Source organism: Amycolatopsis sp. NBC_01286, assembly GCF_035982555.1.
Lineage (GTDB): Bacteria > Actinomycetota > Actinomycetes > Mycobacteriales > Pseudonocardiaceae > Amycolatopsis.
In genome coordinates this window covers 2,260,643-2,283,050 of record NZ_CP108428.1, presented here as the reverse complement: position 1 = coordinate 2,283,050, position 22,408 = coordinate 2,260,643, and the positions used below count along the sequence as shown (strand labels likewise).

At 69.8% G+C, this 22,408-nt stretch carries 25 protein-coding genes and 2 tRNA genes; 13 read left to right on the top strand and 14 right to left on the bottom strand.

Annotation, left to right across the window (positions count from 1 at the left end):
- The first annotated feature begins 41 nt into the window (after positions 1 to 41).
- The 3 genes from gyrA (at position 42) to OG570_RS11130 (ending at position 3,472) form a co-directional block, all read left to right on the top strand.
- Positions 42 to 2,636, top strand: a complete 2,595-nt coding sequence (gene gyrA, locus OG570_RS11140; RefSeq protein WP_326945431.1) for a DNA gyrase subunit A — start codon at positions 42 to 44, stop codon at positions 2,634 to 2,636.
- Between the two features lie 38 nt (positions 2,637 to 2,674).
- Positions 2,675 to 3,349, top strand: a complete 675-nt coding sequence (locus tag OG570_RS11135) for a DUF3566 domain-containing protein (protein ID WP_247059658.1) — start codon at positions 2,675 to 2,677, stop codon at positions 3,347 to 3,349.
- Positions 3,350 to 3,398: 49 nt separating this feature from the next.
- Positions 3,399 to 3,472, top strand: a tRNA-Ile gene (locus OG570_RS11130).
- 76 nt (positions 3,473 to 3,548) lie between these two features.
- On the opposite strand, the gene OG570_RS11125 is transcribed toward OG570_RS11130, so the two are convergent.
- Positions 3,549 to 4,427, bottom strand: a complete 879-nt coding sequence (locus OG570_RS11125) for an MmyB family transcriptional regulator (protein ID WP_326956448.1) — start codon at positions 4,425 to 4,427, stop codon at positions 3,549 to 3,551.
- A gap of 58 nt (positions 4,428 to 4,485) precedes the next feature.
- Positions 4,486 to 5,289 (bottom strand): SDR family oxidoreductase, encoded by an 804-nt coding sequence (locus tag OG570_RS11120; protein WP_326956447.1) that lies wholly within the window; start codon positions 5,287 to 5,289, stop codon positions 4,486 to 4,488.
- 341 nt (positions 5,290 to 5,630) lie between these two features.
- On the opposite strand from OG570_RS11120, the gene OG570_RS11115 reads away from it, so the two are divergent.
- Both OG570_RS11115 and OG570_RS11110 read left to right on the top strand, forming a co-directional pair.
- Positions 5,631 to 5,798 carry a DLW-39 family protein gene (locus OG570_RS11115; protein ID WP_086679331.1) on the top strand — a complete coding sequence of 56 codons (168 nt, stop codon included), beginning with the start codon at positions 5,631 to 5,633 and terminating at the stop codon, positions 5,796 to 5,798.
- Between the two features lie 32 nt (positions 5,799 to 5,830).
- Positions 5,831 to 5,903: transfer RNA gene (locus tag OG570_RS11110), tRNA-Ala, on the top strand.
- A 46-nt stretch (positions 5,904 to 5,949) separates the two neighbouring features.
- On the opposite strand, the gene OG570_RS11105 is transcribed toward OG570_RS11110, so the two are convergent.
- The 5 genes from OG570_RS11105 to OG570_RS11085 all read right to left on the bottom strand — a co-directional run bounded on the left by OG570_RS11105 (position 5,950) and on the right by OG570_RS11085 (position 10,346).
- On the bottom strand, positions 5,950 to 7,341 hold the full coding sequence (locus OG570_RS11105; protein ID WP_326956446.1) for an alpha/beta fold hydrolase: 1,392 nt from the start codon (positions 7,339 to 7,341) through the stop codon (positions 5,950 to 5,952).
- A gap of 53 nt (positions 7,342 to 7,394) precedes the next feature.
- The gene (locus tag OG570_RS11100) at positions 7,395 to 8,522 is read right to left on the bottom strand and encodes an SMP-30/gluconolactonase/LRE family protein (RefSeq protein ID WP_326956445.1); all 1,128 of its coding nucleotides are present in this window, start codon (positions 8,520 to 8,522) and stop codon (positions 7,395 to 7,397) included.
- A gap of 52 nt (positions 8,523 to 8,574) precedes the next feature.
- Positions 8,575 to 9,213: a pyridoxine/pyridoxamine 5'-phosphate oxidase gene (locus OG570_RS11095; RefSeq protein WP_326956444.1), complete on the bottom strand. Its 639-nt coding sequence runs from the start codon at positions 9,211 to 9,213 to the stop codon at positions 8,575 to 8,577.
- Position 9,214: 1 nt separating this feature from the next.
- The gene (locus OG570_RS11090; protein WP_326956443.1) at positions 9,215 to 9,841 is read right to left on the bottom strand and encodes a hypothetical protein; all 627 of its coding nucleotides are present in this window, start codon (positions 9,839 to 9,841) and stop codon (positions 9,215 to 9,217) included.
- Positions 9,842 to 9,935: 94 nt separating this feature from the next.
- Positions 9,936 to 10,346, bottom strand: coding sequence for a DoxX family protein (locus OG570_RS11085; protein ID WP_326945451.1), 411 nt, complete (start codon positions 10,344 to 10,346; stop codon positions 9,936 to 9,938).
- A 162-nt stretch (positions 10,347 to 10,508) separates the two neighbouring features.
- Between OG570_RS11085 and OG570_RS11080 the strand changes: the two genes are divergently transcribed.
- Both OG570_RS11080 and OG570_RS11075 read left to right on the top strand, forming a co-directional pair.
- Positions 10,509 to 11,042, top strand: a complete 534-nt coding sequence (locus OG570_RS11080) for a DUF2020 domain-containing protein (protein ID WP_247059676.1) — start codon at positions 10,509 to 10,511, stop codon at positions 11,040 to 11,042.
- 147 nt (positions 11,043 to 11,189) lie between these two features.
- On the top strand, positions 11,190 to 11,642 hold the full coding sequence (locus tag OG570_RS11075; RefSeq protein ID WP_247059677.1) for a DUF6918 family protein: 453 nt from the start codon (positions 11,190 to 11,192) through the stop codon (positions 11,640 to 11,642).
- 63 nt (positions 11,643 to 11,705) lie between these two features.
- On the opposite strand, the gene OG570_RS11070 is transcribed toward OG570_RS11075, so the two are convergent.
- Complete coding sequence (locus OG570_RS11070) at positions 11,706 to 12,269, bottom strand: hypothetical protein (RefSeq protein ID WP_326951722.1); 564 nt, start codon at positions 12,267 to 12,269, stop codon at positions 11,706 to 11,708.
- 89 nt (positions 12,270 to 12,358) lie between these two features.
- Between OG570_RS11070 and OG570_RS11065 the strand changes: the two genes are divergently transcribed.
- Positions 12,359 to 12,883, top strand: a complete 525-nt coding sequence (locus tag OG570_RS11065) for a peptidylprolyl isomerase (protein WP_247059678.1) — start codon at positions 12,359 to 12,361, stop codon at positions 12,881 to 12,883.
- A gap of 195 nt (positions 12,884 to 13,078) precedes the next feature.
- Positions 13,079 to 13,873: a rhomboid family intramembrane serine protease gene (locus tag OG570_RS11060; protein WP_326945454.1), complete on the top strand. Its 795-nt coding sequence runs from the start codon at positions 13,079 to 13,081 to the stop codon at positions 13,871 to 13,873.
- On the opposite strand, the gene OG570_RS11055 is transcribed toward OG570_RS11060, so the two are convergent.
- Complete coding sequence (locus tag OG570_RS11055; protein WP_326956442.1) at positions 13,870 to 14,247, bottom strand: PH domain-containing protein; 378 nt, start codon at positions 14,245 to 14,247, stop codon at positions 13,870 to 13,872. The genes OG570_RS11060 and OG570_RS11055 overlap by 4 nt on opposite strands.
- A 112-nt stretch (positions 14,248 to 14,359) precedes the next feature.
- Positions 14,360 to 14,626, bottom strand: coding sequence for a cell division protein CrgA (crgA, locus tag OG570_RS11050; RefSeq protein ID WP_176173814.1), 267 nt, complete (start codon positions 14,624 to 14,626; stop codon positions 14,360 to 14,362).
- A gap of 186 nt (positions 14,627 to 14,812) precedes the next feature.
- On the opposite strand from crgA, the gene OG570_RS11045 reads away from it, so the two are divergent.
- On the top strand, positions 14,813 to 15,871 hold the full coding sequence (locus OG570_RS11045; RefSeq protein WP_328645564.1) for a class E sortase: 1,059 nt from the start codon (positions 14,813 to 14,815) through the stop codon (positions 15,869 to 15,871).
- Complete coding sequence (locus tag OG570_RS11040) at positions 15,871 to 16,026, top strand: hypothetical protein (RefSeq protein ID WP_247059681.1); 156 nt, start codon at positions 15,871 to 15,873, stop codon at positions 16,024 to 16,026. The genes OG570_RS11045 and OG570_RS11040 overlap by 1 nt, the downstream gene beginning before the upstream one ends.
- 172 nt (positions 16,027 to 16,198) lie before the next feature.
- Here the strand turns inward: OG570_RS11040 and OG570_RS11035 are convergent, their stop codons facing one another.
- The 3 genes from OG570_RS11035 to OG570_RS11025 form a co-directional block, all read right to left on the bottom strand.
- Positions 16,199 to 16,591 (bottom strand): SCO5389 family protein, encoded by a 393-nt coding sequence (locus OG570_RS11035; protein WP_247059684.1) that lies wholly within the window; start codon positions 16,589 to 16,591, stop codon positions 16,199 to 16,201.
- 100 nt (positions 16,592 to 16,691) lie between these two features.
- Positions 16,692 to 17,426, bottom strand: a complete 735-nt coding sequence (locus tag OG570_RS11030; protein WP_326956441.1) for an ABC transporter permease — start codon at positions 17,424 to 17,426, stop codon at positions 16,692 to 16,694.
- A 13-nt stretch (positions 17,427 to 17,439) separates the two neighbouring features.
- Complete coding sequence (locus OG570_RS11025) at positions 17,440 to 18,150, bottom strand: ABC transporter ATP-binding protein (protein WP_326956440.1); 711 nt, start codon at positions 18,148 to 18,150, stop codon at positions 17,440 to 17,442.
- Between the two features lie 168 nt (positions 18,151 to 18,318).
- On the opposite strand from OG570_RS11025, the gene OG570_RS11020 reads away from it, so the two are divergent.
- Together OG570_RS11020 and OG570_RS11015 are read left to right on the top strand one after the other, a co-directional pair.
- On the top strand, positions 18,319 to 20,166 hold the full coding sequence (locus OG570_RS11020) for a sensor histidine kinase (protein ID WP_326956439.1): 1,848 nt from the start codon (positions 18,319 to 18,321) through the stop codon (positions 20,164 to 20,166).
- Entirely contained in the window at positions 20,106 to 20,762 is a 657-nt protein-coding gene (locus OG570_RS11015; RefSeq protein ID WP_326956438.1) for a response regulator transcription factor, read from the top strand. The genes OG570_RS11020 and OG570_RS11015 overlap by 61 nt, the downstream gene beginning before the upstream one ends.
- A 218-nt stretch (positions 20,763 to 20,980) precedes the next feature.
- Here OG570_RS11015 and OG570_RS11010 read toward each other — a convergent pair whose 3' ends face one another.
- A complete protein-coding gene (locus tag OG570_RS11010) occupies positions 20,981 to 22,300 on the bottom strand; it encodes an FAD-dependent oxidoreductase (protein WP_326959975.1) in 1,320 nt (439 codons plus the stop codon).
- Positions 22,301 to 22,408 lie beyond the last annotated feature (108 nt).

The following is a 22,408-nucleotide window of genomic DNA, read 5'->3' as shown; positions in this document are numbered from 1 at the left end:
TTCGTTTGTCCCGCTAGGACCCCCGCACTCGAGAAGGACCCATGACGGAAACTCTGCCGCCGGCTCCGGACCACGACCGGATCGAACCGGTCGACATCCAGCAGGAGATGCAGCGCTCGTACATCGACTACGCGATGAGCGTGATCGTGTCGCGCGCGCTGCCGGACGTGCGCGACGGCCTCAAGCCGGTCGCCCGCCGGATCCTCTACTCGATGTTCGACTCCGGCTTCCGGCCGGACCGCGGGTACAACAAGTGCTCCCGCGTCGTCGGCGACGTCATGGGCAACTACCACCCGCACGGCGACTCGGCGATCTACGACGCGCTCGTCCGGCTCGCCCAGCCGTGGTCGCTGCGGTACCCGCTGATCGACGGCCAGGGCAACTTCGGCTCGTCGGGCAACGACCCCGCCGCCGCGATGCGGTACACCGAGTCCCGGCTCGCTCCGCTGGCCATGCAGATGCTGGCGGACATCGAAGAAGACACCGTCGACTTCCGCGACAACTACGACGGCCGCACGCAGGAGCCCGACGTCCTGCCGTCGCGCTTCCCGAACCTGCTGGTCAACGGCGGTTCCGGGATCGCGGTCGGGATGGCGACGAACATCCCGCCGCACAACCTGCGCGAGGTGTCCGAGGGCGTCGTCTGGGCGCTCGAGAACCCCGAGGCGGACGACGACGAGCTGCTGGCCGCGCTCCTGGTGCGGATCAAGGGCCCGGACTTCCCGACCAAGGCGATGATCCTCGGCACGTCCGGCATCGAGGACGCCTACCGCACCGGCCGCGGCTCGGTCCGGATGCGCGCGGTCGTCGAGGTCGAGGAAGACGTCAAGGGCCGCACGATCCTGGTCGTGTCCGAGCTGCCGTACCAGGTCAACCCGGACAACCTGGTCGAGAACATCGCGAACCTGGTTCGCGACGGCAAGCTCACCGGCATCTCCGACATCGCCGACGAGTCCAACAGCCGCTCCGGCATGCGGATCGTCGTCACGGTCAAGCGGGACGCCGTCGCGAAGGTCGTGCTGAACAACCTGTTCAAGCACACCCAGCTGCAGCAGAACTTCGGTGTCAACATGCTGGCGCTGGTCGACGGCGTGCCGCGCACGCTGCGGCTCGACCAGATCATCCGGCACTACGTGAAGCACCAGGTCGAGGTCATCGTCCGGCGGACCCGCTTCCGCCTGCGCAAGGCCGAGGAACGGGCCCACATCCTGCGTGGTTACGTCAAGGCGCTCGACGCGCTCGACGAGGTCATCGCGCTGATCCGGCGGTCGCCGTCCGCGGACGAGGCCCGGCCGGCCCTGATGGAGCTCCTGGACGTCGACGAGATCCAGGCCACCGCGATCCTCGACATGCAGCTGCGGCGCCTGGCCGCCCTCGAGCGGCAGCGGATCATCGACCAGCTGGCCGAGATCGAGCTGGAGATCGCCGACCTCAAGGACATCCTCGAGAAGCCCGAGCGGCAGCGCTCGATCATCCGCGACGAGCTGATGGCGATCGTCGAGAAGTACGGCGACGACCGGCGCACGAAGATCATCGCCTTCAACGGCGACGTCACCGACGAAGAGCTCATCGCGGTCGAGGACGTCGTCGTCACGATCACCCGCACGGGGTACGCGAAGCGGACGAAGACGGATCTGTACCGCTCGCAGAAGCGCGGCGGCAAGGGCGTGCAGGGCGCGACGCTGAAGCAGGACGACATCGTCCAGCACTTCTTCGTCTGCTCGACGCACGACTGGATCCTGTTCTTCACGAACAAGGGCCGCGTCTACCGGACCAAGACGTACGACCTGCCCGAGGCCAACCGCAACGCGCGCGGCCAGCACGTGGCGAACCTCATGGCGTTCCAGCCGGACGAGAAGATCGCCCAGGTCATCGAGATCAAGAACTACGAGGTCGCGCCGTACCTGGTGCTCGCCACCAAGCGCGGCCTGGTGAAGAAGACCAAGCTCACCGACTTCGACTCCAACCGCTCCGGCGGCCTCATCGCGATCAACCTGCGCGAGGGCGACGAACTGGTCGGCGCGGTGCTGGCGGCGGCCGAGGACGACCTGCTCCTGGTGTCGGCCGAGGGCCAGTCGATCCGCTTCCACGCGACCGACGAGGCGCTGCGGCCGATGGGCCGCCCGACGTCCGGCGTGCTCGGCATGCGGTTCAACGACGGCGACGAGCTGCTCGGCATCAGTGTGGTCAAGCCGGACAAGTTCCTGCTGGTCGCGACCGACGGCGGATACTCGAAGCGCACGCCGATCGAGGACTACCCGGTGCAGGGTCGCGGTGGCAAGGGTGTGCTCACCATCCAGCACGACCGCAAACGTGGGAGGCTGGTGGGGGCGCTCATCGTCGACGCCGAGGACGAGCTGTACGCGATCACCTCGAGCGGCGGCGTGATCCGCACGCCGGCGGTCGACGTGCGCAAGGCGGGTCGGCAGACGAAGGGGGTGCGGCTGATGAATCTCGGCGAAGGCACCACTCTTCTCGCGGTCGCACGCAACGCGGACGAGCCCTCGGACGTCGCCAACGGTGACGACACCGTGGAAGCGGACGTCACGGTGGACGACACTGCGGAAGCAGTGTCGGAAGCAGTGGCCGAAACCACAGACGCGGATGAAGAAACGACGGCGCCGCCGGAGCAGTGAGACGGCGCCACCACGGCACGGATAAGGACTGACTCTTCGTGACACCATCCGAGAATCCCGAGGCAGCGGGTTCGAACGGGACTCCGTCGAGCCCGCCCTGGCAGCGGGTCGGCAAGGACGGCGGCGACGCCGAGGCGACGGTCGGGCTGGCCACGGACGAGGTGCGCCCGGCCGGCGAGACGCAAACCGTCTCGCCGGCCGAGCACCCGGTGGTGACCGGCAGCGCCGCCCCCCGCCTCTTCGGCGGCGGCGACACCCCGCCGGGAGGCGAGCCGTCCGCGGCCGCCATCCCGTCGGCGTCGACCCAGCGCGCCCGCCCGAGCGCCCTCCGCCGCCCGGGCCGAGGCCCGCGGCGGGCGAGCCTGCAGGTCAAGCGGTTCGACCCGTGGTCGGTCCTGAAGCTGTCGCTGGTGCTGGGCGTCGCAATGTTCTTCGTCTGGCTGGTCGCGGTCGGCGTCCTCTACACGGTCCTCGACGGCATGGGCGTCTGGGACAAGCTGAACGGCACGTACTCCTCCCTGGTCGGCGGCGAAGGCGCGAACGCGTCCTCCGAACCGCTGATCAGCGCGGGCCGCGTCTTCGGCATCGCGGCCATCCTGGGCGCGATCAACATCGTCCTGGTGTCGGCACTGGCCACGGTCAGCGCGTTCATCTACAACGTGTCGGCCGACCTCGCCGGAGGCCTGGAAGTCACGCTGTCGGAACGGGAGTAACCCGGTTGCAGGGCCCCCTCGGGGGTCCTGTAAAGTTCTCCTCGTTCAAGGGCCTATAGCTCAGGTGGTTAGAGCGCTTCGCTGATAACGAAGAGGTCCCAGGTTCAAGTCCTGGTAGGCCCACGCAAGTCAAGCCCGGTTCGCGATGTGCGAGCCGGGCTTTTGCGTGACCTGAGTGACTAACAGCCTGACTACGAACTCACTGTCGCCGCACCAGGTTCTCCTGGCTGGCCGCCCACGACGCCAATAGGGCCAGACCGTCCGCGGTCGGCGTGCCGGTGGGCGCGGTGTAGACGGTCAGGTGCAAGCCCGGTTCGGCAGGCAGCTCCATCGACTCGACGTCCAGGTCTAGCTGGCCCACTACCGGGTGGTGCAGACGCTTGCGTCCGGACCGGTGGAGCCGAACGTCCTGGGAAGCCCATCGCTGGCGGAATAGTTCACTGCGCGTCGACAATTCGCCGACCAGGGCGATCAGCTCCTCGTCGTGCGGATTGCGGCCGGCTTCCATGCGGAGCTTCGCGGCCGTATCGCGGGCGATTCGGTCGTAGTCGACGAAGAACTTTCTCGCCGATTCGGGATCCAGGTACAAGAACCGCGCGGTGTTCGCCGGTCGTCGCGTGTCGGCCAGTACCGGTGAATACAGCGCGCGGGCGAGGTGATTCACGGCCAGTACGTCATAACGGCCGTTGCAAATCCACGCCGGCGCATCGGTGATGGCGTCGAGCACCTGGTGAAGCGCCGGACGCACCGTCAAGGCGGGTCGCCGGCGGCGTGGAACGCTGGGCGCCCTGGACTGCCGCGCGAGGTGGAGCAGGTGATCGCGCTCGGCCTCGTCGAGCTGCAGGGCGGCGGCCAACGCGTCGAGCACTCCGTCGGAAGTGCCGGCGAGGCCGCCGCGCTCCATGCGCACGTAGTAGTCGACCGATACTCCGGCCAGCAGAGCTACCTCTTCGCGACGCAGGCCTTTGACCCGGCGGTTGCCGCCGTAGGCGGGCAGTCCGGCTCGCTCGGGCGTGATCCGCGCGCGGCGGGAGCTCAGGAATTCCTTGATCTCGGTGCGCAGATCGATCGTGGCCACCTCGTCACGGTAGGCCTTGTCCGCAGGCGGAGGGAGGTTCTGCTGGTACCCCCGACGCCTAGGTACCTGTTGCGGTCGTGGCGATACCGCCGTCGACCGGGATGATGGTGCCCGTGAGGTAGGACGCGGCCCGGCTGGCGAGGAACACGGCGATACCCGCCATGTCGTCGTCGCGGCCGAGCCGGCGCAGCGGGGCCTTCGCCGCGATCGTGTCGCCGATGGCGTCGAGCGTGGACGCCATCATCTGCGACGGGAACGGTCCTGGGGCCACCGCGTTCACGGTGACGTGCTGCGGGCCCAGTTCCCTGGCGAGCACCCTGGTGAGCTGGTGGAGTCCCGCTTTGCTGCTGGCGTAGGAGTAGTTGGGCGACGCGGCGACGTGGATGGCGGCGATACTGCCGATGTTGACGACCCGCGCGGGATCGTCGGCGGTGCCCGCCCGGCGAAGTGCGGGGAGCAGCGCCTGCACCAGCCAGAACGGCGACTTGAGATTGAGGTCGATCACTGAGTCCCAGGCCTCGTCCGGGAACGTCTCCAGCGGCTCGCGCCACATCGCTCCCGCGTTGTTGACGAGGATGTCCAAGCGCTCCGAGCCGGCCGTGACAAGATCGGCGAGGCGCCGACACTCGTCGTGCCTGGAAAGGTCGGCGGGAATTGCTTTGACGTCGCCGAATTCGGACAGCAGATCCTGGGCCTCCGCGCACGAATCCGCATTGCGTGAGCTGATGACGACGCGGGCGCCCGCCCGCAGAAGGCCGCGCGCGATCATCATCCCGATGCCCCTGGTGCCACCAGTGACAAGTGCGTGCTTCCCACTCAGATCGAAAAGGTCTGCGTGAGTGGTGAATCGGCCGTCCGCCATTGGTCGTCATTCCTTTTGTCGTGGAAACCGCAGTGCTCAACCAGGTTGGCAGGCGTTCTGGACGGCTGGGAGATCCTGGTGATCCAGGTACTGCGAGAGCCACGACCCTGGGTACAGGTCAGCCCTGCCGGGAAGAGAAGTGCCGGCAGGGCTGAGTTGGTGGTCGACCACCTTGTACAACGACGGCGCTCGGTGCGGTATTTCCGGCCGGGTGTGACGTGGGTTACTGGTGGTTCCGGTGGTTCCACGTGGAACACGGCGCTGCGGCACCGGTCGATCTCGTGCCCGGCCGGTCCGGTAACATCGCGGGGTAAGGGAAGCAAGCTGAGAAGGGGGCTTCGGTGAAGAAGCTGCTGGCACTCGCGGTTATCGCGGGCGGCGTCCTGTTCGTGGTCAAGCGCAACAAGGCGGCGAAGGCCGAGGCCGACCTCTGGCGCGAGGCGACCGCTCCGGTCCCCTCCAACAACGGAACCACCCCGGCCAAGCCGGCGGGCGCGTCCCACAACTGAGTCTTCGTGCGGGCGGTCCGCCGCCCGCACCCGGGGCTGTAGCTCAATTGGTAGAGCACCGCCTTTGCAAGGCGGGGGTCAGGGGTTCGATTCCCCTCAGCTCCACAACCCCTCAGGGCCAGGTCATCCATTGACCTGGCCCTGAGGTCGTTCAGCCGAGGAAGGCGATCACCGCGTCGCGGCCCGCGTGGCCCAGCTCGCGGTTCTGGATCGAGTGCGATGCTCCCGGGACCACCACCAGCTTCCCCCGCGGTGCCTGGCGAGCCTCCTCCTTCGCCCACTCCAGCGGCGTCGACAGGTCGTGGTCGCCGTTCAGCAGCAGCACCGGGACGTTCGGCAGCCTTGACGACGGGTTCGAGCCCGGCCGCTCGGCCGGCCACGGCAGGCAGCTCTGGATGAACCCCTGCTGCGTCGCCACCGCCGTGGTGTACGGCCACGTCGCCTGCGGTGGCAACGCCCGCGCCGTCAGCGAAAGCAGGGGTTGGCGCAGGGAGACCGGGGTCGCCGCCGAGCCCCAAGGGAAGCGCTGGTCCGCGCACAGCGTCGCCGCGTGGAGGCCCGCGCTGAACGACGCCGGGTTGTCGCCGCCCGACTTGTACGCCTCCAGCAGGTCGTCCAGCTGCCCGCTCGAACCGCCGCGGGCCTGGTGGAGGGCGCCGATGATGTCGCCAGCCTCCGGGTTTCGGTACGACGGGTCGCTGAACTCGTACGAGACGATCGTGTCGAAGATCTTCACGCCGTCCGCCGTGCTCCGGTGGCGGACCACCCAGGCGAGGTCCTCGGCCGGGTCGTAGCCGCACGCCGGGGGCGTCGCGCAGGCCAGCCGCAGGACGCGGGCCTCGGCCTGGAGGCCGGTCAGGTACAGCGAGGCCGACGCCGTCGCGTGGTGCGGGAGCACCGAGTCCAGCACGACCTTGCTGACGTTGCCCGGGTGCGCGATCGCGTACCGCGCCGCCGTGAAGGAGCCGTACGAGACGCCGTCGACGACCATTTTCGGCACGTTCAACGCCTGCCGCAGCTGGTCGAAGTCCGCGACGGTCTGGTCCGTCGAATAGAGCGGTGCCGTGTCACCGAGGATGCGGGCGCATTCGGTGACGGCGTCCGGCGTCGGCGTCGCGATGTCCGAACTGCCCATCTGCGCTTGCAGGCCCGGGCACAGGAGCGCCCCCGACGGGCCGGTGCCGCGCTGGTCCAGCATGACGAACCGGTAGTCCTTCGCGACCTCCGGCAGCCGCTGGGTGGCGATCCGCGTGATGGTGCCGACGCCGCCCTGGCCGGGGCCGCCGGTGAGGAACAGGAGCACGCCCTTCGGCGCGTCGACGTTGTCCGCGGCCGCGATCGGCAGCTTCAGCGTGCCCGGGACGCGGCCGGTGTGGTCGAGCGGGACGGTCAGGGTCGAGCACGTGAAGCCCGGTTGGCCCGGGCACGGGTGCGAGTCCGTCAGCGTCGGTCGTCCCCCGGGACGCGTGTCGGCCGCGGCCACACCCCCGAGTGCGGCGGTCAGCGCCAGGACCAGCCCGGCGGTCAGCAGTTTCGAACGCATGATCCATCATGGCCCCACCGGCCCCGGCGCCGTAAACCCCCGAACGGACCGTCTCACCGGCTGACGCAGGAAACCTTCGCCAGCGCGGCTTTCCCGGGGCCGGCCTCGCCCGCCGTGTTCGACGAGTTGTCCCGCCGGTTGCCGTCGGACTGCGTGACGCACAGCCGGCCGTCCGGCAGCAGCACCGGGCTGGTCGGGAACTCCAGCGGCCCGCCGTTGCGCAGCTTCGTCGCCGCGTCGGCCGGGTTGCGGAAGTACTCGACGACGCGGCCGTCGCGCCGGGCCAGCACGATCGCGTTGCGCTCGTTCGCCGCCGTCCAGACGTTGCCCGCGCGGTCGAGGACGATCCCGTCGGCGCCCTCGAGGTACGGGTGCTGGACGTCGAGGTCGTCCAGGCAGAGCGTGTTCGCGGGGAACGCGGCGTCGCAGCCGGTCGCCGCGCGCGGCCGGCCCGCGCGGTCCATCGGGACGCGCCAGAGCGCGCCGCGTGCGGTGTCCGCGACCAGGAGCGTGCCGTCCTCGGTGAACGCCAGGCCGTTCGCGACGATGTGCTGCGAGCCGGCGGTGTCCGCGGCGGTCCGGCCGGCCGGGGTGATCGTCACGGTGCCGGGCGGCAAGCCGCGCACGTCCCGGCCGACGCCACCCGCGATGACGTCGCTGACCAGCGGCTGGACGCGGAACATCTCGGCGGCGACGCCGTCGCTGCCCGCCCGCCACACGCGGCCCTGGCCGGTGCCGCCGTCGGAGATCCACAGCGCGCCGGCGCGGTCGAACGCCAGGCCGTTCGCGCCGGGGACGCCGCGGGCGAACACCGTCGCGGCCGGCGGGTTCGCGGCGTCCGGCACGAACGACACGACGGTGTCGGCGTTCGCGACGTACAGCCGGCCGCGGCGGTCGAAGGTCAGCCCGGCCGGGCCGCACGGCGCGGGGATCGTGCCGACGACCGCGGCCGGGCCGCCGGTGGCCGCGACGCGGTAGACCGGGCAGGGATCGGCCCCGCGCGCGGGTGTGTAGAGGTTTCCGCGGCCGTCGGTGGTGAGGCCTTCGAGGCCGAGCGGTGACGCGAACACCGTCTCGAAGACGGCGGGACGCTGCGATGAGGACACTTCACCGGCGGACGCGCCGGACAACAGCCCGGCGGACAACGCGGCGGTGGCGGCAAGGACGACGGTTCGGCGCATCAGGGCCTCCGTTTTGTCGGATTTCCTGCCTACCCGCGCCGCCCCTGGTGCGTCAAGGCCAGAGGCGTTCGCGGACCCATTCGCCGTCGGCCTTCCGGTACCGCAACCGCACGTGCCGGCGGTCGTGGCTCGCTTGCCAGAACTCGACTTCGTCCGGGTCGACGAGGTAGCGCGTCCAGGTTTCCGGGGCGACGCCGGGGTTTTCTGCCACCCAACGCTCGGCTTCCGCGGCCGCTGTGTCGAGTTCGGCCGGGTCGCGCAGCACCTGCGACTGGTGCCCGATGAACGCCTCGACGCGCGACGCCGGCGGCCGCGCCAGGAAGTCCTCGGCGGACACCTCGGGCGCGGCGGGGGAGACCGGCCCGCGCAGCCGCACCTGCCGGCCGCGGCCGGGCCAGAAGAACGTCAGCGCCGCGCGCGGATCCTTGCGCAGCTGCAGGCCTTTCGGGCTTTCCGAGCTGGTGGCGACCGCCCAGCCGCCGGGGCCGACGTCCTTGAGGATCACCACGCGGGCGTCCGGCGCACCATCGGCGTCCACAGTGGACAGTGTGACGGCGTGCGGCGCCAGCACGTGCTCACCGGCTTCGGTCAGCCACTCCAGGAACAGCTCCCGGGGCTCTGGCGACGCCGTTTCCGGCGTGAACGCCGGGAGCTCTTCGGGGAACGACGGCCATCCGCGCAACGCGACCATGTCAGTAACCGTACGGGGGCTGGTGCTGCGGCGGCTGGTGCGGCTGTTGCTGCTGCCAGCCCGGCGGCGGCAGCTGGCCCGGCTGCGCGGGCGGCAGTTGCTGCTGTTGTTGTTGCTGCGCTTGCCACTGCACCTGCTGGTAGACCTCGGCGGGCTGCGGGAAGCAGTACGTCAGCTTCGCGTTGACCGAGCCCTGCACCGCGGCGCCCCAGAACTTCCCGCCGACGAACGCGTACATCTGCCCGGCCGAGACGTCGACGGCGACCATCCGCGTCTCGCCGCCGAACTGGTTGCCCGACTTCGCCGACGCGGCCTGCGCGGCGTCCGGGTAGACGCGCTGGCCGATCAGCCCGGCGATGACGACCGAAGCCGCCGTCCAGCCGACGGTGCCCATGACGTTCGCGCGGGCGTGCTGGGTCGCGCGGCTGGTGAAGTCGTACAGCGCGGCGGCGGTGACCTCCGGGACGGCGCAGGCGACCACGCAGTAGTTCATCGTCGAGAGCATCACCGACTCGGTGAACAGGCCGACCACGGCGACCGCGGGCCCGAACTGCACGGAGTTCAGCCGGCCACCGGAGCGCTGGATGCGCTCGGCCACCGCACCGAGGTACTGCTCGGAGGTGAGCACGCGGGAGACCTCCCTCGCCGAAGACGGACACGGCCGGACACCGCCCGGTCATGCTCCCATGCCGGGCGGTGCCGACGCCGTCAGGCCGGTCGCGTCAAGCTGCGGGTTCCAGCTGGGCGGGGGCCCGGCGGAACGCGCCCGCGACCGACCAGAGGCCGCGGTCGGCGAACGCGATGACCAGGAAGCCCCAGCAGAACAGCACGGCCGCTTCGCCGCCGTTCTCGACCGGCAGCAGGCCGCCGCTCTGGTGCACGGTGAAGTACGCGAACGCCATCGAACCGGAGCAGAGCACCGCGGCGGGCCGGGTGGCGACCCCGATCGTCACCAGCACCCCGCCCGCCACCTGGATCAGCGAGGCCCACCACGTCGGCCAGGACCCGAATTCCGCCGCTTTGGCCCCGAAGAGGCCGAAAAGCCGTGAAGCGCCGTGGCACAGGAACAGAAAACCGAACACAATGCGGAAGAGCGCCATCACGTGGTCTCGACCCTTGTCGAACAGCTTCATTTCGTCGTCTCCCGGGCTGGCTGTTGGAAAGAAACGTGACAGCCAGGTTAGGAGACCCTAAGCCTCCAGGGAACACAATGTGTGATTGGTCCAATACTGAGCGGTACTTGAACTTTCGACCGCACTCACTCGTGTGACTGGACATGATTGACTGAGCGCGCTATGCGACGACTCGTACTTCTCGCGCCCGCCGTGGCTCTCCTCGCCGGCTGCAGCGCCACCATCGTGTCCGGGACCGCGACTCCCAGTCCGCCGTCCAAGTCCGCCGGTGCGGCGGCGGGCACCGAACTGCCACCGGATCCCCAGCCGGGGGCGACCGAGGACTGCCCGTACCTCGACAGCCAGTTCGTGGCCGACGCGAACGGGCAGCACGTTTCGAAGGTACGCGTGTCCGCCGACCAGCCCCATCCGGCGTGCTTCTTCTACCGCCCGGACGGCAAGGTCCAGCTGACCGTCCAGGTGTACGTCGGGGCGGCGAGCGTCGCAACGGCGCTGGTCAACAGGGCTGCGCCGGTCGAGACGTCCAACCCGGCCAACGACCCGACGGGGTGGAAGGGCGGCTACCAGTCGACCGACGACGGCGCCGTCTACGCGGTCTCGAAAGGGACCGCGGCCATCGTCGCGACGACCAACCAGAAGCAGAGCGTGAAGGCACGCTCCGTGGTGAGGAAGGCCATCACGGCCCTGAAGCTCTAGGTAGTCGTAGCCACACGGGTGAGTGAAGTTGATCTTGTATTACCCTGTGCGTCACGCGCAGGCTTCGTGGACTCGCGCACCGCAGCCGCCGGGGAATCCCCACCCCGGGGCGGGGCACCAACTCTGCAACGACAAAGGACTAGATTCGTGGCTGACACCCTCAAGGACATCCTGCTCGACTCCAGCCGTCGCCCGGCTGTCGTGAGCGACTTCGAAGGCCTCGTGGACGCTGAGGTCTCGGACAAGGGCGGCGTTTCGGGTGCCGTCGTCAAGACCGGCTTCGCCGCGGTCAAGAAGATCAAGCCGGGCATCATCCCCTCGGCCGTCGACACGCTGCTGCCCGACTTCGTCGGCGCGCTCGAGCCGTTCTACGGCGACTTCCGCGCCAAGGGCGGCAGCGACTTCGGTGCCTACCTGACCAGCCGCTCGGACGAGGCGTCCGACGCGCTGCTGAGCGTCACCGACTCGCGCGCGGAGCGCAGCAGCCGCGACAGCATCAAGAAGGTCTACGGCAAGCTCCGCCCGAACGGCAAGAAGAACGTCGAAGAGGCGCTGCCCCGTCTCGGCCAGCTGGTCGACAAGCACGCCGCCGCGGTCTGAGCAACACCTGAGCACGACTGAAGAGGCCCCCGGTGCACCCCCGGGGGCCTCTTCGCGTCGTCTTCAGTTCTTCTTTTCGGCAGGCGACGAGGACGGCGCCTTGCCGTTCGCCTGCGGAGCCGGCTTGGGAGCCGGAGCCGCGGCGGGCTTCACTGCTTCAGCCGGCTTCGGCGGAGCAGGCGGAGTGGCCTTCGGCGGCGCCGGGGCGACCGGCGGCTCCTGCTTCGAGCGCAGCACGTAGGCGGCACCGGCGCCGACCACGACCAGCCCGAGCAGCCACGGCCAGCGACGACGGCTGCGGGTGCCCTTGGCAGCAGCCTTCGCCTCGACGACGGCAGCGGCGAAGTCCTTCTTCGCGGACTTGAAGTCCTTCTTGCCGCGACGCTTCGAGTCACCGGCCGCCTTCGCGGCCTTGATGGCGGCCCTCTTCGCCTTGCGACCAGGCTTGCGCAGCTCGGAGAGCCGGGCGAGGGCCTCCTTGCGGGCGGCCTTCGAGCTCTTCTTGAGCTCCTTGCGGGTCAGTTCCGTCTTCTTCGCGAGCTGCTTCTGCACGCGGCGGCCGGTCTTGGCTCCTTCGGAGACAAGCTTGTCGGCGGCATCGACGGCCTGGGCTGTCGCCCGGGACATGGCCTTCACCTCATCAATCGTTTTGACACTGCTCTGTTGCCCGTAACCTATCGTGCCCCTTTTCCCCGCGCGCCGCCGCAGATGGCACGATGAAGCGCGTGAAAGCGACGCTGCACACCAACCAGGGTGACATCAACCTGATCCTGCTCCCCGACCACGCGCCCAAGACGGTCGCGAACTTCGTCGGTCTCGCGGAGGGCACCAAGGAGTACACCCAGCCGAACGCGGCGGGCACGAACTCCGGCCCGTTCTACGACGGCTCGATCTTCCACCGCGTCATCGACGGCTTCATGCTGCAGGGCGGCGACCCGACCGGGACCGGCCGCGGCGGCCCGGGCTACAAGTTCGGCGACGAGTTCCACCCGGAGCTGCAGTTCAGCAAGCCGTACCTGCTGGCCATGGCGAACGCCGGGCCCGGCACCAACGGCTCGCAGTTCTTCATCACCGTGGCGCCGACCACCCACCTGAACTTCAAGCACACGATCTTCGGCGAGGTGGCCGACCAGGAGTCGCGCAACGTCGTCGACGCGATCGGCCGTGCCTCGACCGGGCCGGCGGACCGTCCGCTGTCCGACGTCGTCATCGAGAAGGTCACGATCGACCACGAGGGCTGAGCTGCGGGGAGTTTCGGTAGGTTGGTTCCTATCGTGAGCCAACCGCCGAACCCCGCCGCAAATCCCCAGGCCGCACTGCCCGGGTGCTGGTGGCACCCGAACCGCCCGACCGGGCTGAGCTGTTCCCGGTGCGGGCGTCCGGCATGCCCGGATTGCCTCCAGGAGGCCCCGGTCGGCTTCCAGTGCACCGACTGCGTGCACGCCGGCAGCCAGCAGCAGCGCCGCCAGCAACGCGGCTACCAGGAAGCCGGCTTCGGCCAGCGCACCGTCTTCGGCGCGCGGCTGTCCCAGTCGGTGCTCGTCACGCAGGTCATCCTCGCGGTGAACGTCCTGGTCTTCCTGTTCACGGCGTTCCAGGCGAAGAGCCTCACGAACAACGACTACTCGAGCTTCTTCCAGTACGGCGAGCTCTACGGCAGCGCGACGCTCGGCGGCGGCGAGTGGTGGCGGGTCCTGACCAGCGGGTTCCTGCACTTCGGGCCGATCCACGTCGCGGTCAACATGTTCTCGCTCTGGATGATGGGCCGGTCCCTGGAGCAGGTCTGCGGCCGCGGCCGCTACCTGGCGCTCTACTTCATCTCGATGCTCGGCGCGTCCGCCGCGGTGCTGCTGTTCGACGACCCGCAGAAGTCGACCGCCGGCGCGTCCGGCGCGCTGTTCGGCCTGATGGGCGCGTACGCGGTGATCGTGCTGAAACTGCGGCTGAACCCGACCGGGCTGATCATCACCCTCGCCCTGAACGCCTTCATCACGTTCGGCATCCCGGGCATCTCGATCTACGCGCACGTCGGCGGCCTGGTGACCGGGGCGCTGGTGGCCGTCGCGCTGCTCTACGCGCCGGAGGCCGACCAGCGGCGCTGGCAGATCACCGGGCTCGCGATCATCGTCGTCGCGATCGTCGGCCTGCTGGTCTACAAGGACAGCCAGTTCGCCGCCCAGACGTGCGGCCTCGTCCCGTACCGCGGGTTGCAGCTCTACAACTGCGTCTAGCCGCGCGCACGCAGGGAGCTGAGGACGTCCAGGACGTCCCGCGGGTCCTCGCCGAGCTCCAGCCACCCGAAGACGTACAGCTGGTCGTCGTGCTCGATCTCGAGGGTGACACCGTCGCGGCCCAGCCGGCGCGTGGTGCGCAGCCGGGTGCGGGTCTGGGCCCACGGCAGCCGCTGCGTGCCGCCGAGCGTCCTGGTCAGCAGGCCGTCGGCGTCGGCGGCCAGCCGGGGCCGGACGAGCGTGGCGTGCGTCGCGAAGGCGCCGACGGCCACCGCCGCCAGGGCGAACAGCACCAGGCCGCCGCGGTCGTCGGTCAAGGCGTCGACGACCACGCCGAGCACCAGCAACGCCGTGACGGCCCACGCGGATACCACAAGGGCTCGCCGTGGCGCCCACGAGGTGGGGTAGTTATCCACAGGGGTTATCCACACTGGGGATGAGTCACACCGGTGTAATTCGGCGTCAAGCCGCCATTCGGAGTAATAATCAGCGCCAGCGCATCGTCATCAGCAGACCCGCGATCATCAGCGCGAACCCGCCGGCGAAGTTCCAGTTGCCGAGGTCGGCCATCCAGGAGATCTTGTCCCCGGCGATGTAGTTCACCAGCAGCCACACCAGGCCCAGGATCATCAACCCGAACATCGGGATCTTCCAGGCGAGGCCGGTAGGGCCTGCGGCCCGCACCTTCACCGGCGTACGCCGGTCGGCAGGCGGGGTGTAAGCGGTCTTCTTGCGGACCTTGGACTTGGGCATCGTGTGTTCCTCGCGGTGCTCTTCGGGCTCGTCTGGTGGCGCTGTCCCGCTTAGGGTGCGCAACCAGCGCCACCCGCACACGTTAACGTAAACGACCGCAGTAAAGCAGCGTCCAGGAGTGGTCGGATTTCCCGGACCGTGACGCATGCGTCACCCAGGGTTCGACGCGGCTTGAGAGGAGCTTGCGTGGCTACGCGCGAAGGACCGGATGACGACCGGCGCAGACACCCCGGACAGCGGCCGGTGCCCCAACGCCGCCAGCCCCCGACGCCGCCGCGCGGCCAGGCCCCGCAGGGCCCCCCGCCACGGCGTCCGCAGGGCCCGCCGCCCCGCCGCTACACCGGCCCCGTCCCACCGCCTGGCTCGGCCGAAGAGACCGTCGTCTTCGCCCCGGTCGGGAAGGGCGGCACCGCGACCAAGGAGAAACCCGCCCCGGCCCCGCTGGGCAAGGGCGGCGTCGCCATCCGCACGGCCGGCGAAATCCTCATCACGCTCGGCCTGGTCGTGCTGCTGTTCATGGTCTACGAGCTGTACGTGACCGACCTGTTCTCGGCGGGCAAGCAGTCCGAGGCGAGCGACCAGCTCAACGGCGAGTGGGAGCACGACCGGACGCTGCACCCCGAGCTGGTCGACGGCAAGGCGTTCGCCCGGATCCACATCCCGACGTTCGGCGTCGACTACAACTTCACCATCCAGGAAGGCACCGACGACGCCTCGCTCGAAGTCGGTCCCGGCCACTACAAGGGCACGGCGCTGCCCGGCGAGCCCGGCAACTTCGCCGTCGCCGGCCACCGCGTCGGCAAGGGCGCCCCGTTCAACGATCTGGACAACCTCTCATCTTGTGACCAGATCGTGATCGAGACTTCGACCGACTTCTACATCTACAAGGTCCTCCCGTACGACGACGAGATGAAGGACTGGGCCGGCGGCAAGGGCGCCGACCCGCGGTGCAAGGGCGTCTCGACGCTGCGCGACACGAACGCCGAAGAGGGCGGCGCGTACAGCGAGACCTTCGGTCGCAAGGTCGTGCTGCCCAGCCAGGGCACCGCGGTGAACCCGGTCCCGTACAAGGACGCCGAGACGCTGCCGAAGGCCCAGCAGGCCGCGCTGCTCACGCTCACGACGTGCCACCCGCAGTTCTCCGCCCAGCAGCGGCTCATCATCACCTCGGTGCTCACCCAGCAGGTGCCGAAGAACCAGGTCAAGGACTACGGCGACCTGCTCTCGAAGATCGGGGAGGCCTGATGTACGGCTGGCTCTGGCGGAAGCTGCCGGGCCCGTTCGCGGCGAAGCTGACGGTGTCCGTCGTCCTCGCGCTCGGTGTGGTCGCCCTGCTGATGTTCATCGTGTTCCCGTGGCTCGAGCCGCGGCTGTGGTTCAACGAGGTCGCGGTCAACTGAGTTCGGGATCTTCCTGGTCAGCGGCCGGTTCCCGGGCCAGGCGGACGGCGACGTGCTGCGCCGAGCCTCCGGCGCACCGGCGTCGCCCACGTGCTGATGCTCGTGGAGGCGGCCGGCGCGCCGGAGGGGACTTGCGCGCGGATCGGCACCGAGGTGCTGCCCGCGCTGCGGGCTAGCAGTCCCGCAGCTCCGGGCTCTGGTTGAGCAGCTGCCCGCGCGGTGAGACGAACGCGCGGTAGCGGTCGCCGTCAAGCTCGGAGTTCTTGAACACGGCGATCCGGTGGCAGTTCTGGAACGCCAGCTTGACGCCGAAGTGCCGCTCCAGGCCGCCACGGATCGCGTCCGACGCCAGCGCCCGCAGCAGCTGGCCGCGGGCGGCCTCGCTCGGCGGCGGCGTCTCGTTGTCGGCGAAGCCGTCCGCGGCGCCCTCGGCGTCGGCGATGACGCCGGTGATGACTTCCCAGGCGTAGGGCAGGGATTCCTTGACGCAGGTGACGAACTCGGCGTCGGAGACCTCCCCGCGCTCGGCCTTCTCCAGCAGCGCGGGTGACACGTCCAGGGACATCGAACCTCCAGTTTGAGCAGGGCCACCCTCTTGGCTACCGGCCGGGTGGCCCGGCCACAAGAGAAAACGATGATCATCACCATTATGGCGGAAGGGCCGGTCACTCCCAGCGGAAGAGCCGTGCGGCCGATGCCGTCCCGATTACGGCGAACGCCGCGAGCACCACCAGCTGCAGCGGCTGGACGCCGGGGCCGACCCAGGCGTCCTGCAGCGGCTGGGCGCCCGGCGGGAGGTAGTCGCCGATCCGGCGCAGCACCTCGGGCAGCAGCGGCCGCGGCAGGTAGACGCCGCCGAAGAACATGATCGGCAGGAACACGATCGCCGCGATGCCGCCGGCGCTCTTCGCCGTCCGGGCCACCGCCGCGGCGAGCAGGCCGAGCGCGAACACCGAGACGATGCCGAGGAGCAGGGTCACCGCGAACGCCAGCGGGTGCTTCGGCAGCGGGACGTCGAACACGGCGGCGGCGAGACCCAGGGTCAGCGCGATGCCGGCCAGCGCGACCACGACGTGGACGAGCAGTTGCGCGCCGAGCAGGTACGCCGGGTGCACCGGCGTCGTGGCCAGGCGTCTCAGCACGCCCTGTTCGCGGTAGGTCGCGACGGCGGCCGGGATGGACTGCAGCGCCAGGATGCCGATGCTGATGACGATCAGCGACGGCACCCACAGGTCGATGAACCGGTACCCACCGGTGATCTCGCTCGGCTCGGTCATGCCCGGGATGAGGCCGACGGCGAGCAGGACACCCGTCGGCAGCAGCAGCCCGGTCACGGCCCACATCGGCGTGCGCAGGAACAGTTTCGCTTCGGTGGCGGTGATCTTCGCGAAGGTGTGCATGATCTGGTTCTCCTCAGGCGCGGCCGGTCAGGGACACGAACGCGTCGTCCAAAGTGGATTCTCCGGCGGCGGCGCGGAGTTCGGCGGGGGTGCCGGTGGCGACCACGCGTCCGGCGTCGAAGATCGCGACGCGGTCGCAGAGGCGTTCGGCTTCGTCCATGAAGTGCGTGACGAGCAGGACCGTGACCCCGGCGTCGCGGATGGCTTCGACGAGCTTCCAGGTGTCGCGGCGGGCGTGCGGGTCGAGGCCGGTGGTCAGCTCGTCGAGGATCGCCAGCTCCGGGTTCCCGACCAACGCGAGCGCGATCGAGACGCGCTGCTTCTGGCCGCCGGAGAGCTTGCCGAAGTAGCTGCGGGCGTGCTCCCGCAGGTCAAGCCGGTCGAGCAGGACGTCGACGTCGGCCGGCTCGGCGTAGAAGGAGGCGAACAGCTCCAGCGCCTCGCGCACCCGCAGCTTCGCGGGCAGCCGGCTCTCCTGGAGCTGGACGCCGACGCGGCGGGTCAGCGCCGCCCGGTCGGTCGCGGGGTTCAGGCCGAGCACCGACAGCGTGCCGGCGTCGGCCTGGCGCAGGCCCTGGAGGCATTCGACCGTGGTGGTCTTCCCGGCGCCGTTCGTGCCGAGGATGCCGAAGATTTCGCCGCGGTCGACGGTGAACGAAACACCGTCGACCGCGACCCGGTCGCCGTAGCGCTTGTGGAGGTCGGTGACTTCGATGAGGGGCATGGCTCGAACGCTACGAACTCGGGAGCGTCCGGAGAATCCTGCTGAATCCCCAGCTCAAGTAGGGTTTTGCTGACGCCGGGGTGGGGCTGGGCCCACCCCGGCCGGGGAGCTGCGGGCAGTGCGCGGGTGCGCGTCGATCGGCGAGGATCACGGGACAGGAGGTGGGAGATGGCCTACGTGCGTGCGGTCGGCCGGGCGTTCGCGCTCGCGGCGTTCGCGTTGCTGAGCTGGTTCGACGTCCTGGTCGAGCTGGTCGCCTTCGCGTTGCTGTGCCTCGGCCTGGTCTTCTTCCTCGGCCCCGCGATCGAATGGGCCCGGCACCGCTCGGCGACGGTCCGGACGCTGTCCGGGCGCTGGTGCGGCGTCGAGGTCGAGCCGCCGTACCGACCCGAGCCGCCGGCACCGGAACGGGAACGCGACGGCTGGTACCGCGACGGCAACACGCTCTACAAGCGCGCGTTCTGGATCAGCTGGAGCCGCCGGCTCACGTGGGTGATGGAAGACCCGGCGGCGCAGCGCGAGTTCAGCTGGCAGCTGGTGAACCCGCTGGTCACGTTGCTGCTACCGGTGTTCGCGCTGCTCGGCGGGCCGGTGGCGCTGCGCGGTTACGGCCACTGGACGCACTGGTGGCTCGGCCGCCGTCCCGGCGCGGTGACGAGGATCGGCGCCTTGCGGTGGGTGCACGCGCGGCTGGACTCGCTCGGGCACCAGCTGGGGATCTTCGCGCTTTCGGTGGTGTTCACGGCGTTCGCGGTGTGGCCGGTGGCCCTGTTCCTCGTGGCTCCGCCGATGGCGGCGCGGATGGTGCGGTGGAGCCGGGACATCGCGAACACCCTGCGCCGCGAAGTCGGCAACTGGACCGGTGTGCGGATCCTGTCCCCGTACCTGCCACCGCCGCCCTTGCCGACGCCGCGGCCCGACGGGCTTTTCCAGGTGGGCCAGCAACTCTACGAAGAGCCGTGGTGGCCGATGCAGCTCTCGCGGACGCGGTGGGTGCTGCGCGACCGCGCGACCTGGCGCGACGTGCTCGCGGCCGTCGTCCTGCCGCTGAGCTCGGCACTGCTGGCGCTGCCGACGGCGGTACTGGTGTTCGGCGGCTTCCTCGGCCTGCTCGACCTGTGGATCTGGCGGCCGACCATGGCGACGTGGGGCGTGGCCTGGCCCTGGTTCTCGATTGTCGGCCTGCCGGAGCCGTCGGACACCGCGGGCGCACTGGCCTTGACCCCGCTCGCGCTCGCCGCGTTCTTCCTCGGGCTCGTCCCGACGACGTTCCTGGCGCGGCGCACGGGCGAGTTCGTCCGCCTGCTGCTGGGGCCGACCGAGGCGTCCCGGCTCGCCCAGCGCGTCGAACGGCTGAAGCAGACGCGTTCGGACGTCACGGTCGCGCAGGCCGCGGAGCTGCGGCGGATCGAGCGCGACCTGCACGACGGGATCCAGTCACGGCTGGTCGCGATGGGGATGAAGCTCGGCGCGGTCGAAGCGCTGGTGGACCACGACCCGGCGGCGGCGAAACGGCTGGCGGCCGAGCTGAGGTCGGCGTCGGCGGAGGCGCTCGCCGAGCTGCGGGTGCTGATCCGCGGCATCCACCCGCCGGTGCTGTCCGAGCGCGGGCTGCTGGACGCGGTGCGCGCGATCGCGCTGGACAGCCCGGTGAAAGCGGAAGTCACCGGCTCGCTGCCCGGGCGTGTCGAGGAGCCGGTGGAGGCGTGCGCGTACTTCGCGGTGTCGGAACTGCTGGGCAACGCGGCCAAACACGGCTCGCGCCGCGCGACCATCGACGTCGCGTTCGAGGACGGCGTGCTGACACTGACGGTGACTGACGACGGCCCGGGCGGCGCGAACCCGGCGCGCGGCTCGGGCCTGCGCGGGATCGAGCGCCGGCTCGGCGGCTTCGACGGTAGGTTGACGCTGACCAGCCCGACCGGCGGGCCGACGAGGGCGACCGTGGAGATCCCGTGCCAGCTCGACCCAGAGCCGTCATCGCCGAAGACCAGTACCTCCTCCGAGACGGCCTGACGCACCTCTTGGCCGCCCACGGCTTCGACGTCGTAGCGGCGGTCGGCACCGGCCCGGAACTGGAGTCGGCGTTGCGTTCCCACCGGCCCGACGTGTCCATTGTGGACGTTCGGATGCCGCCGACGAACACGGACGAAGGCATCCAGGTGGCGTTGGCGGTCCGCCGCGACATTCCGGGTTTGCCGATCTTGGTGCTGTCCCAGCACGTCGAGCAGCTGTACGCGCGCGAGCTGCTGGCCGACGGCACCGGCGCGATCGGCTACCTGTTGAAGGACCGCGTGTTCAACGCGGACCAGTTCATCGACGCGGTCCGCCGCGTCGCCGCCGGCGGCACGGTGATGGACCCGGAGGTGATCGCCAAGCTGTTGGCGGGCAACCCATCCGACCCACTGGCGGCCCTGACCGCACGCGAACGCGAAGTACTGGGCCTGATGGCGGAAGGCTGTTCGAACGCGGCGATCGCCACGCGGCTGCACTTCAGCGAAGGAGCAGTCGGCAAGCACACGGCGAACATCTTCGCCAAGCTGACCATCACGGCTTCGGACGACACGAACCGCCGCGTCCTGGCGGTCCTCGCCTACCTCGGCGCGAGCTGACGCGCAACAAGACCATCCACAGGGCGCAAGTTGTCCACAGATTCCCCGCGTCACCCTTTTGAGCGACCGGGTCCCGATACGCTGGACAGGGGACGCCCCCCAGGGATGGGTGGGGGCTGTCTTGTGAGGTGAGTGGGCCGAAAATCGGGGTGTTGGGGCTGGTCCGTGGCGGCCGGTCCGGCCTGCCCGGGGGTGGCCGCCACGGCGTTGGGGGAAGCTCAGCCGCGCGAGACCCGGGTCATCTCCTCGCGCTCCACCACCTTGATCCGCTCTCGGCCGGCCGCGAGCCCCAGGGACTTCTCGTGGGCGTCGAGCTTGGCCCAGCCTTGCCAGGTCGTGAACGGGATTCCGCGGGCGGCCAGGAAGTCCAGGATCGCGTCCGGTGCTTGATACTTCGGGGCCGTCAGGGTGTCGGCGTCGGCCAGGAGACTGGTGATCGTCTCCGCGGCGTCGCCCTTCGTGTGGCCGATCAGGCCGATCGGGCCGCGCTTGATCCAGCCCGTCACGTAGACGCCCGGGAGCTGGTTCTCGTCCAGGTCCAGCACGCGGCCCGCCTGGTTCGGGACCACGCCGTTCACGTGGTCGAACGGCAGCTCCGGCAGGTGCGACGACAGGTAGCCCACCGCGCGGTACACCGCCTGGACGTCCCAGTCGTGGAACTCGCCCGTGCCACGGACGTTTCCGTCTCCCGTCAGTTCCGTGCGTTCCGTGCGGAGGCCCGTCACGTGGCCATCGGCGCCCAAGACCTCTGAGGGCGAGTGGAAGAAGTGCAGGTGCAAGCGGCGAGGGCGGGAACCCGGGTCGCGGATCGCCCACTCCTGCAACGTCTTCACGACCATGTCGATCTGCTTCGACGCCCGTAGCGCGGTGATGCTGCCCTCGTCGAACTCGATGTCCTCGGGCTGGACGATGACCTCGACGTTCGGGGAGTGGTCCAGTTCGCGCAGCTCCAGCGGCGTGAACTTCGCCTGCGCCGGGCCGCGGCGGCCGAACACGTGGACGTCCGTCACCGGGCTCGCCTTGAGGCCCTGGTGGACGTTGTCCGGGATGTCCGTGGTCAGCAGCTCGTCGGCCGTCTTCGCGAGGATGCGGGCGACGTCCAGCGCGACGTTGCCGACGCCGAGCACCGCGACCGAAGACGCGTTCAGCGGCCAGGTGCGCGGGACGTCCGGGTGGCCGTCGTACCAGGAGACGAAGTCGGCGGCGCCGTAGCTGCCGTCGAGGTCGACGCCCGGGATGTCCAGCGCGCGGTCGGCGGACGCGCCCGTCGAGAAGATCACCGCGTCGTAGAACTCGCGCAGCTCTTCGAGCTTGATGTCGGTGCCGTAGTCGATGTTGCCCAGCAGCCGGATGTTCGGCTTGTCCAGCACCTTGTGCAGCGCGGTCACGATGCCCTTGATGCGCGGGTGGTCGGGCGCGACGCCGTAGCGGATCAGCCCGAAGGGCGCGGGCATCCGCTCGAACAGGTCGATCGTGACGTCGGCGTCGGACTTGTCCAGGATGTCGGCGGCGTAGATGCCGGCGGGACCAGCGCCCACGACGGCTACGCGAAGGGATCGGCTCACACCCTCCACGGTAAGTTAGGATGCCCTAACCTAAAATGTGATTTGCGGTACGGTCCAGCCAGTGGGAGCCGGTAAGCTCGC

Coding starts and splice junctions, on each gene's coding strand:
- gyrA (WP_326945431.1), top strand. CDS start 42: ATGACGGAAACTCTGCCGCCGGCTCCGGACCACGACCGGATCGAACCG.
- OG570_RS11120 (WP_326956447.1), bottom strand. CDS start 5,289: ATGGCGGACGGCCGATTCACCACTCACGCAGACCTTTTCGATCTGAGT.
- OG570_RS11105 (WP_326956446.1), bottom strand. CDS start 7,341: ATGCGTTCGAAACTGCTGACCGCCGGGCTGGTCCTGGCGCTGACCGCC.
- OG570_RS11100 (WP_326956445.1), bottom strand. CDS start 8,522: ATGCGCCGAACCGTCGTCCTTGCCGCCACCGCCGCGTTGTCCGCCGGG.
- OG570_RS11095 (WP_326956444.1), bottom strand. CDS start 9,213: ATGGTCGCGTTGCGCGGATGGCCGTCGTTCCCCGAAGAGCTCCCGGCG.
- OG570_RS11085 (WP_326945451.1), bottom strand. CDS start 10,346: ATGAAGCTGTTCGACAAGGGTCGAGACCACGTGATGGCGCTCTTCCGC.
- OG570_RS11080 (WP_247059676.1), top strand. CDS start 10,509: ATGCGACGACTCGTACTTCTCGCGCCCGCCGTGGCTCTCCTCGCCGGC.
- OG570_RS11070 (WP_326951722.1), bottom strand. CDS start 12,269: ATGTCCCGGGCGACAGCCCAGGCCGTCGATGCCGCCGACAAGCTTGTC.
- OG570_RS11065 (WP_247059678.1), top strand. CDS start 12,359: ATGAAGCGCGTGAAAGCGACGCTGCACACCAACCAGGGTGACATCAAC.
- crgA (WP_176173814.1), bottom strand. CDS start 14,626: ATGCCCAAGTCCAAGGTCCGCAAGAAGACCGCTTACACCCCGCCTGCC.
- OG570_RS11040 (WP_247059681.1), top strand. CDS start 15,871: ATGTACGGCTGGCTCTGGCGGAAGCTGCCGGGCCCGTTCGCGGCGAAG.
- OG570_RS11035 (WP_247059684.1), bottom strand. CDS start 16,591: ATGTCCCTGGACGTGTCACCCGCGCTGCTGGAGAAGGCCGAGCGCGGG.
- OG570_RS11030 (WP_326956441.1), bottom strand. CDS start 17,426: ATGCACACCTTCGCGAAGATCACCGCCACCGAAGCGAAACTGTTCCTG.
- OG570_RS11025 (WP_326956440.1), bottom strand. CDS start 18,150: ATGCCCCTCATCGAAGTCACCGACCTCCACAAGCGCTACGGCGACCGG.
- OG570_RS11020 (WP_326956439.1), top strand. CDS start 18,319: ATGGCCTACGTGCGTGCGGTCGGCCGGGCGTTCGCGCTCGCGGCGTTC.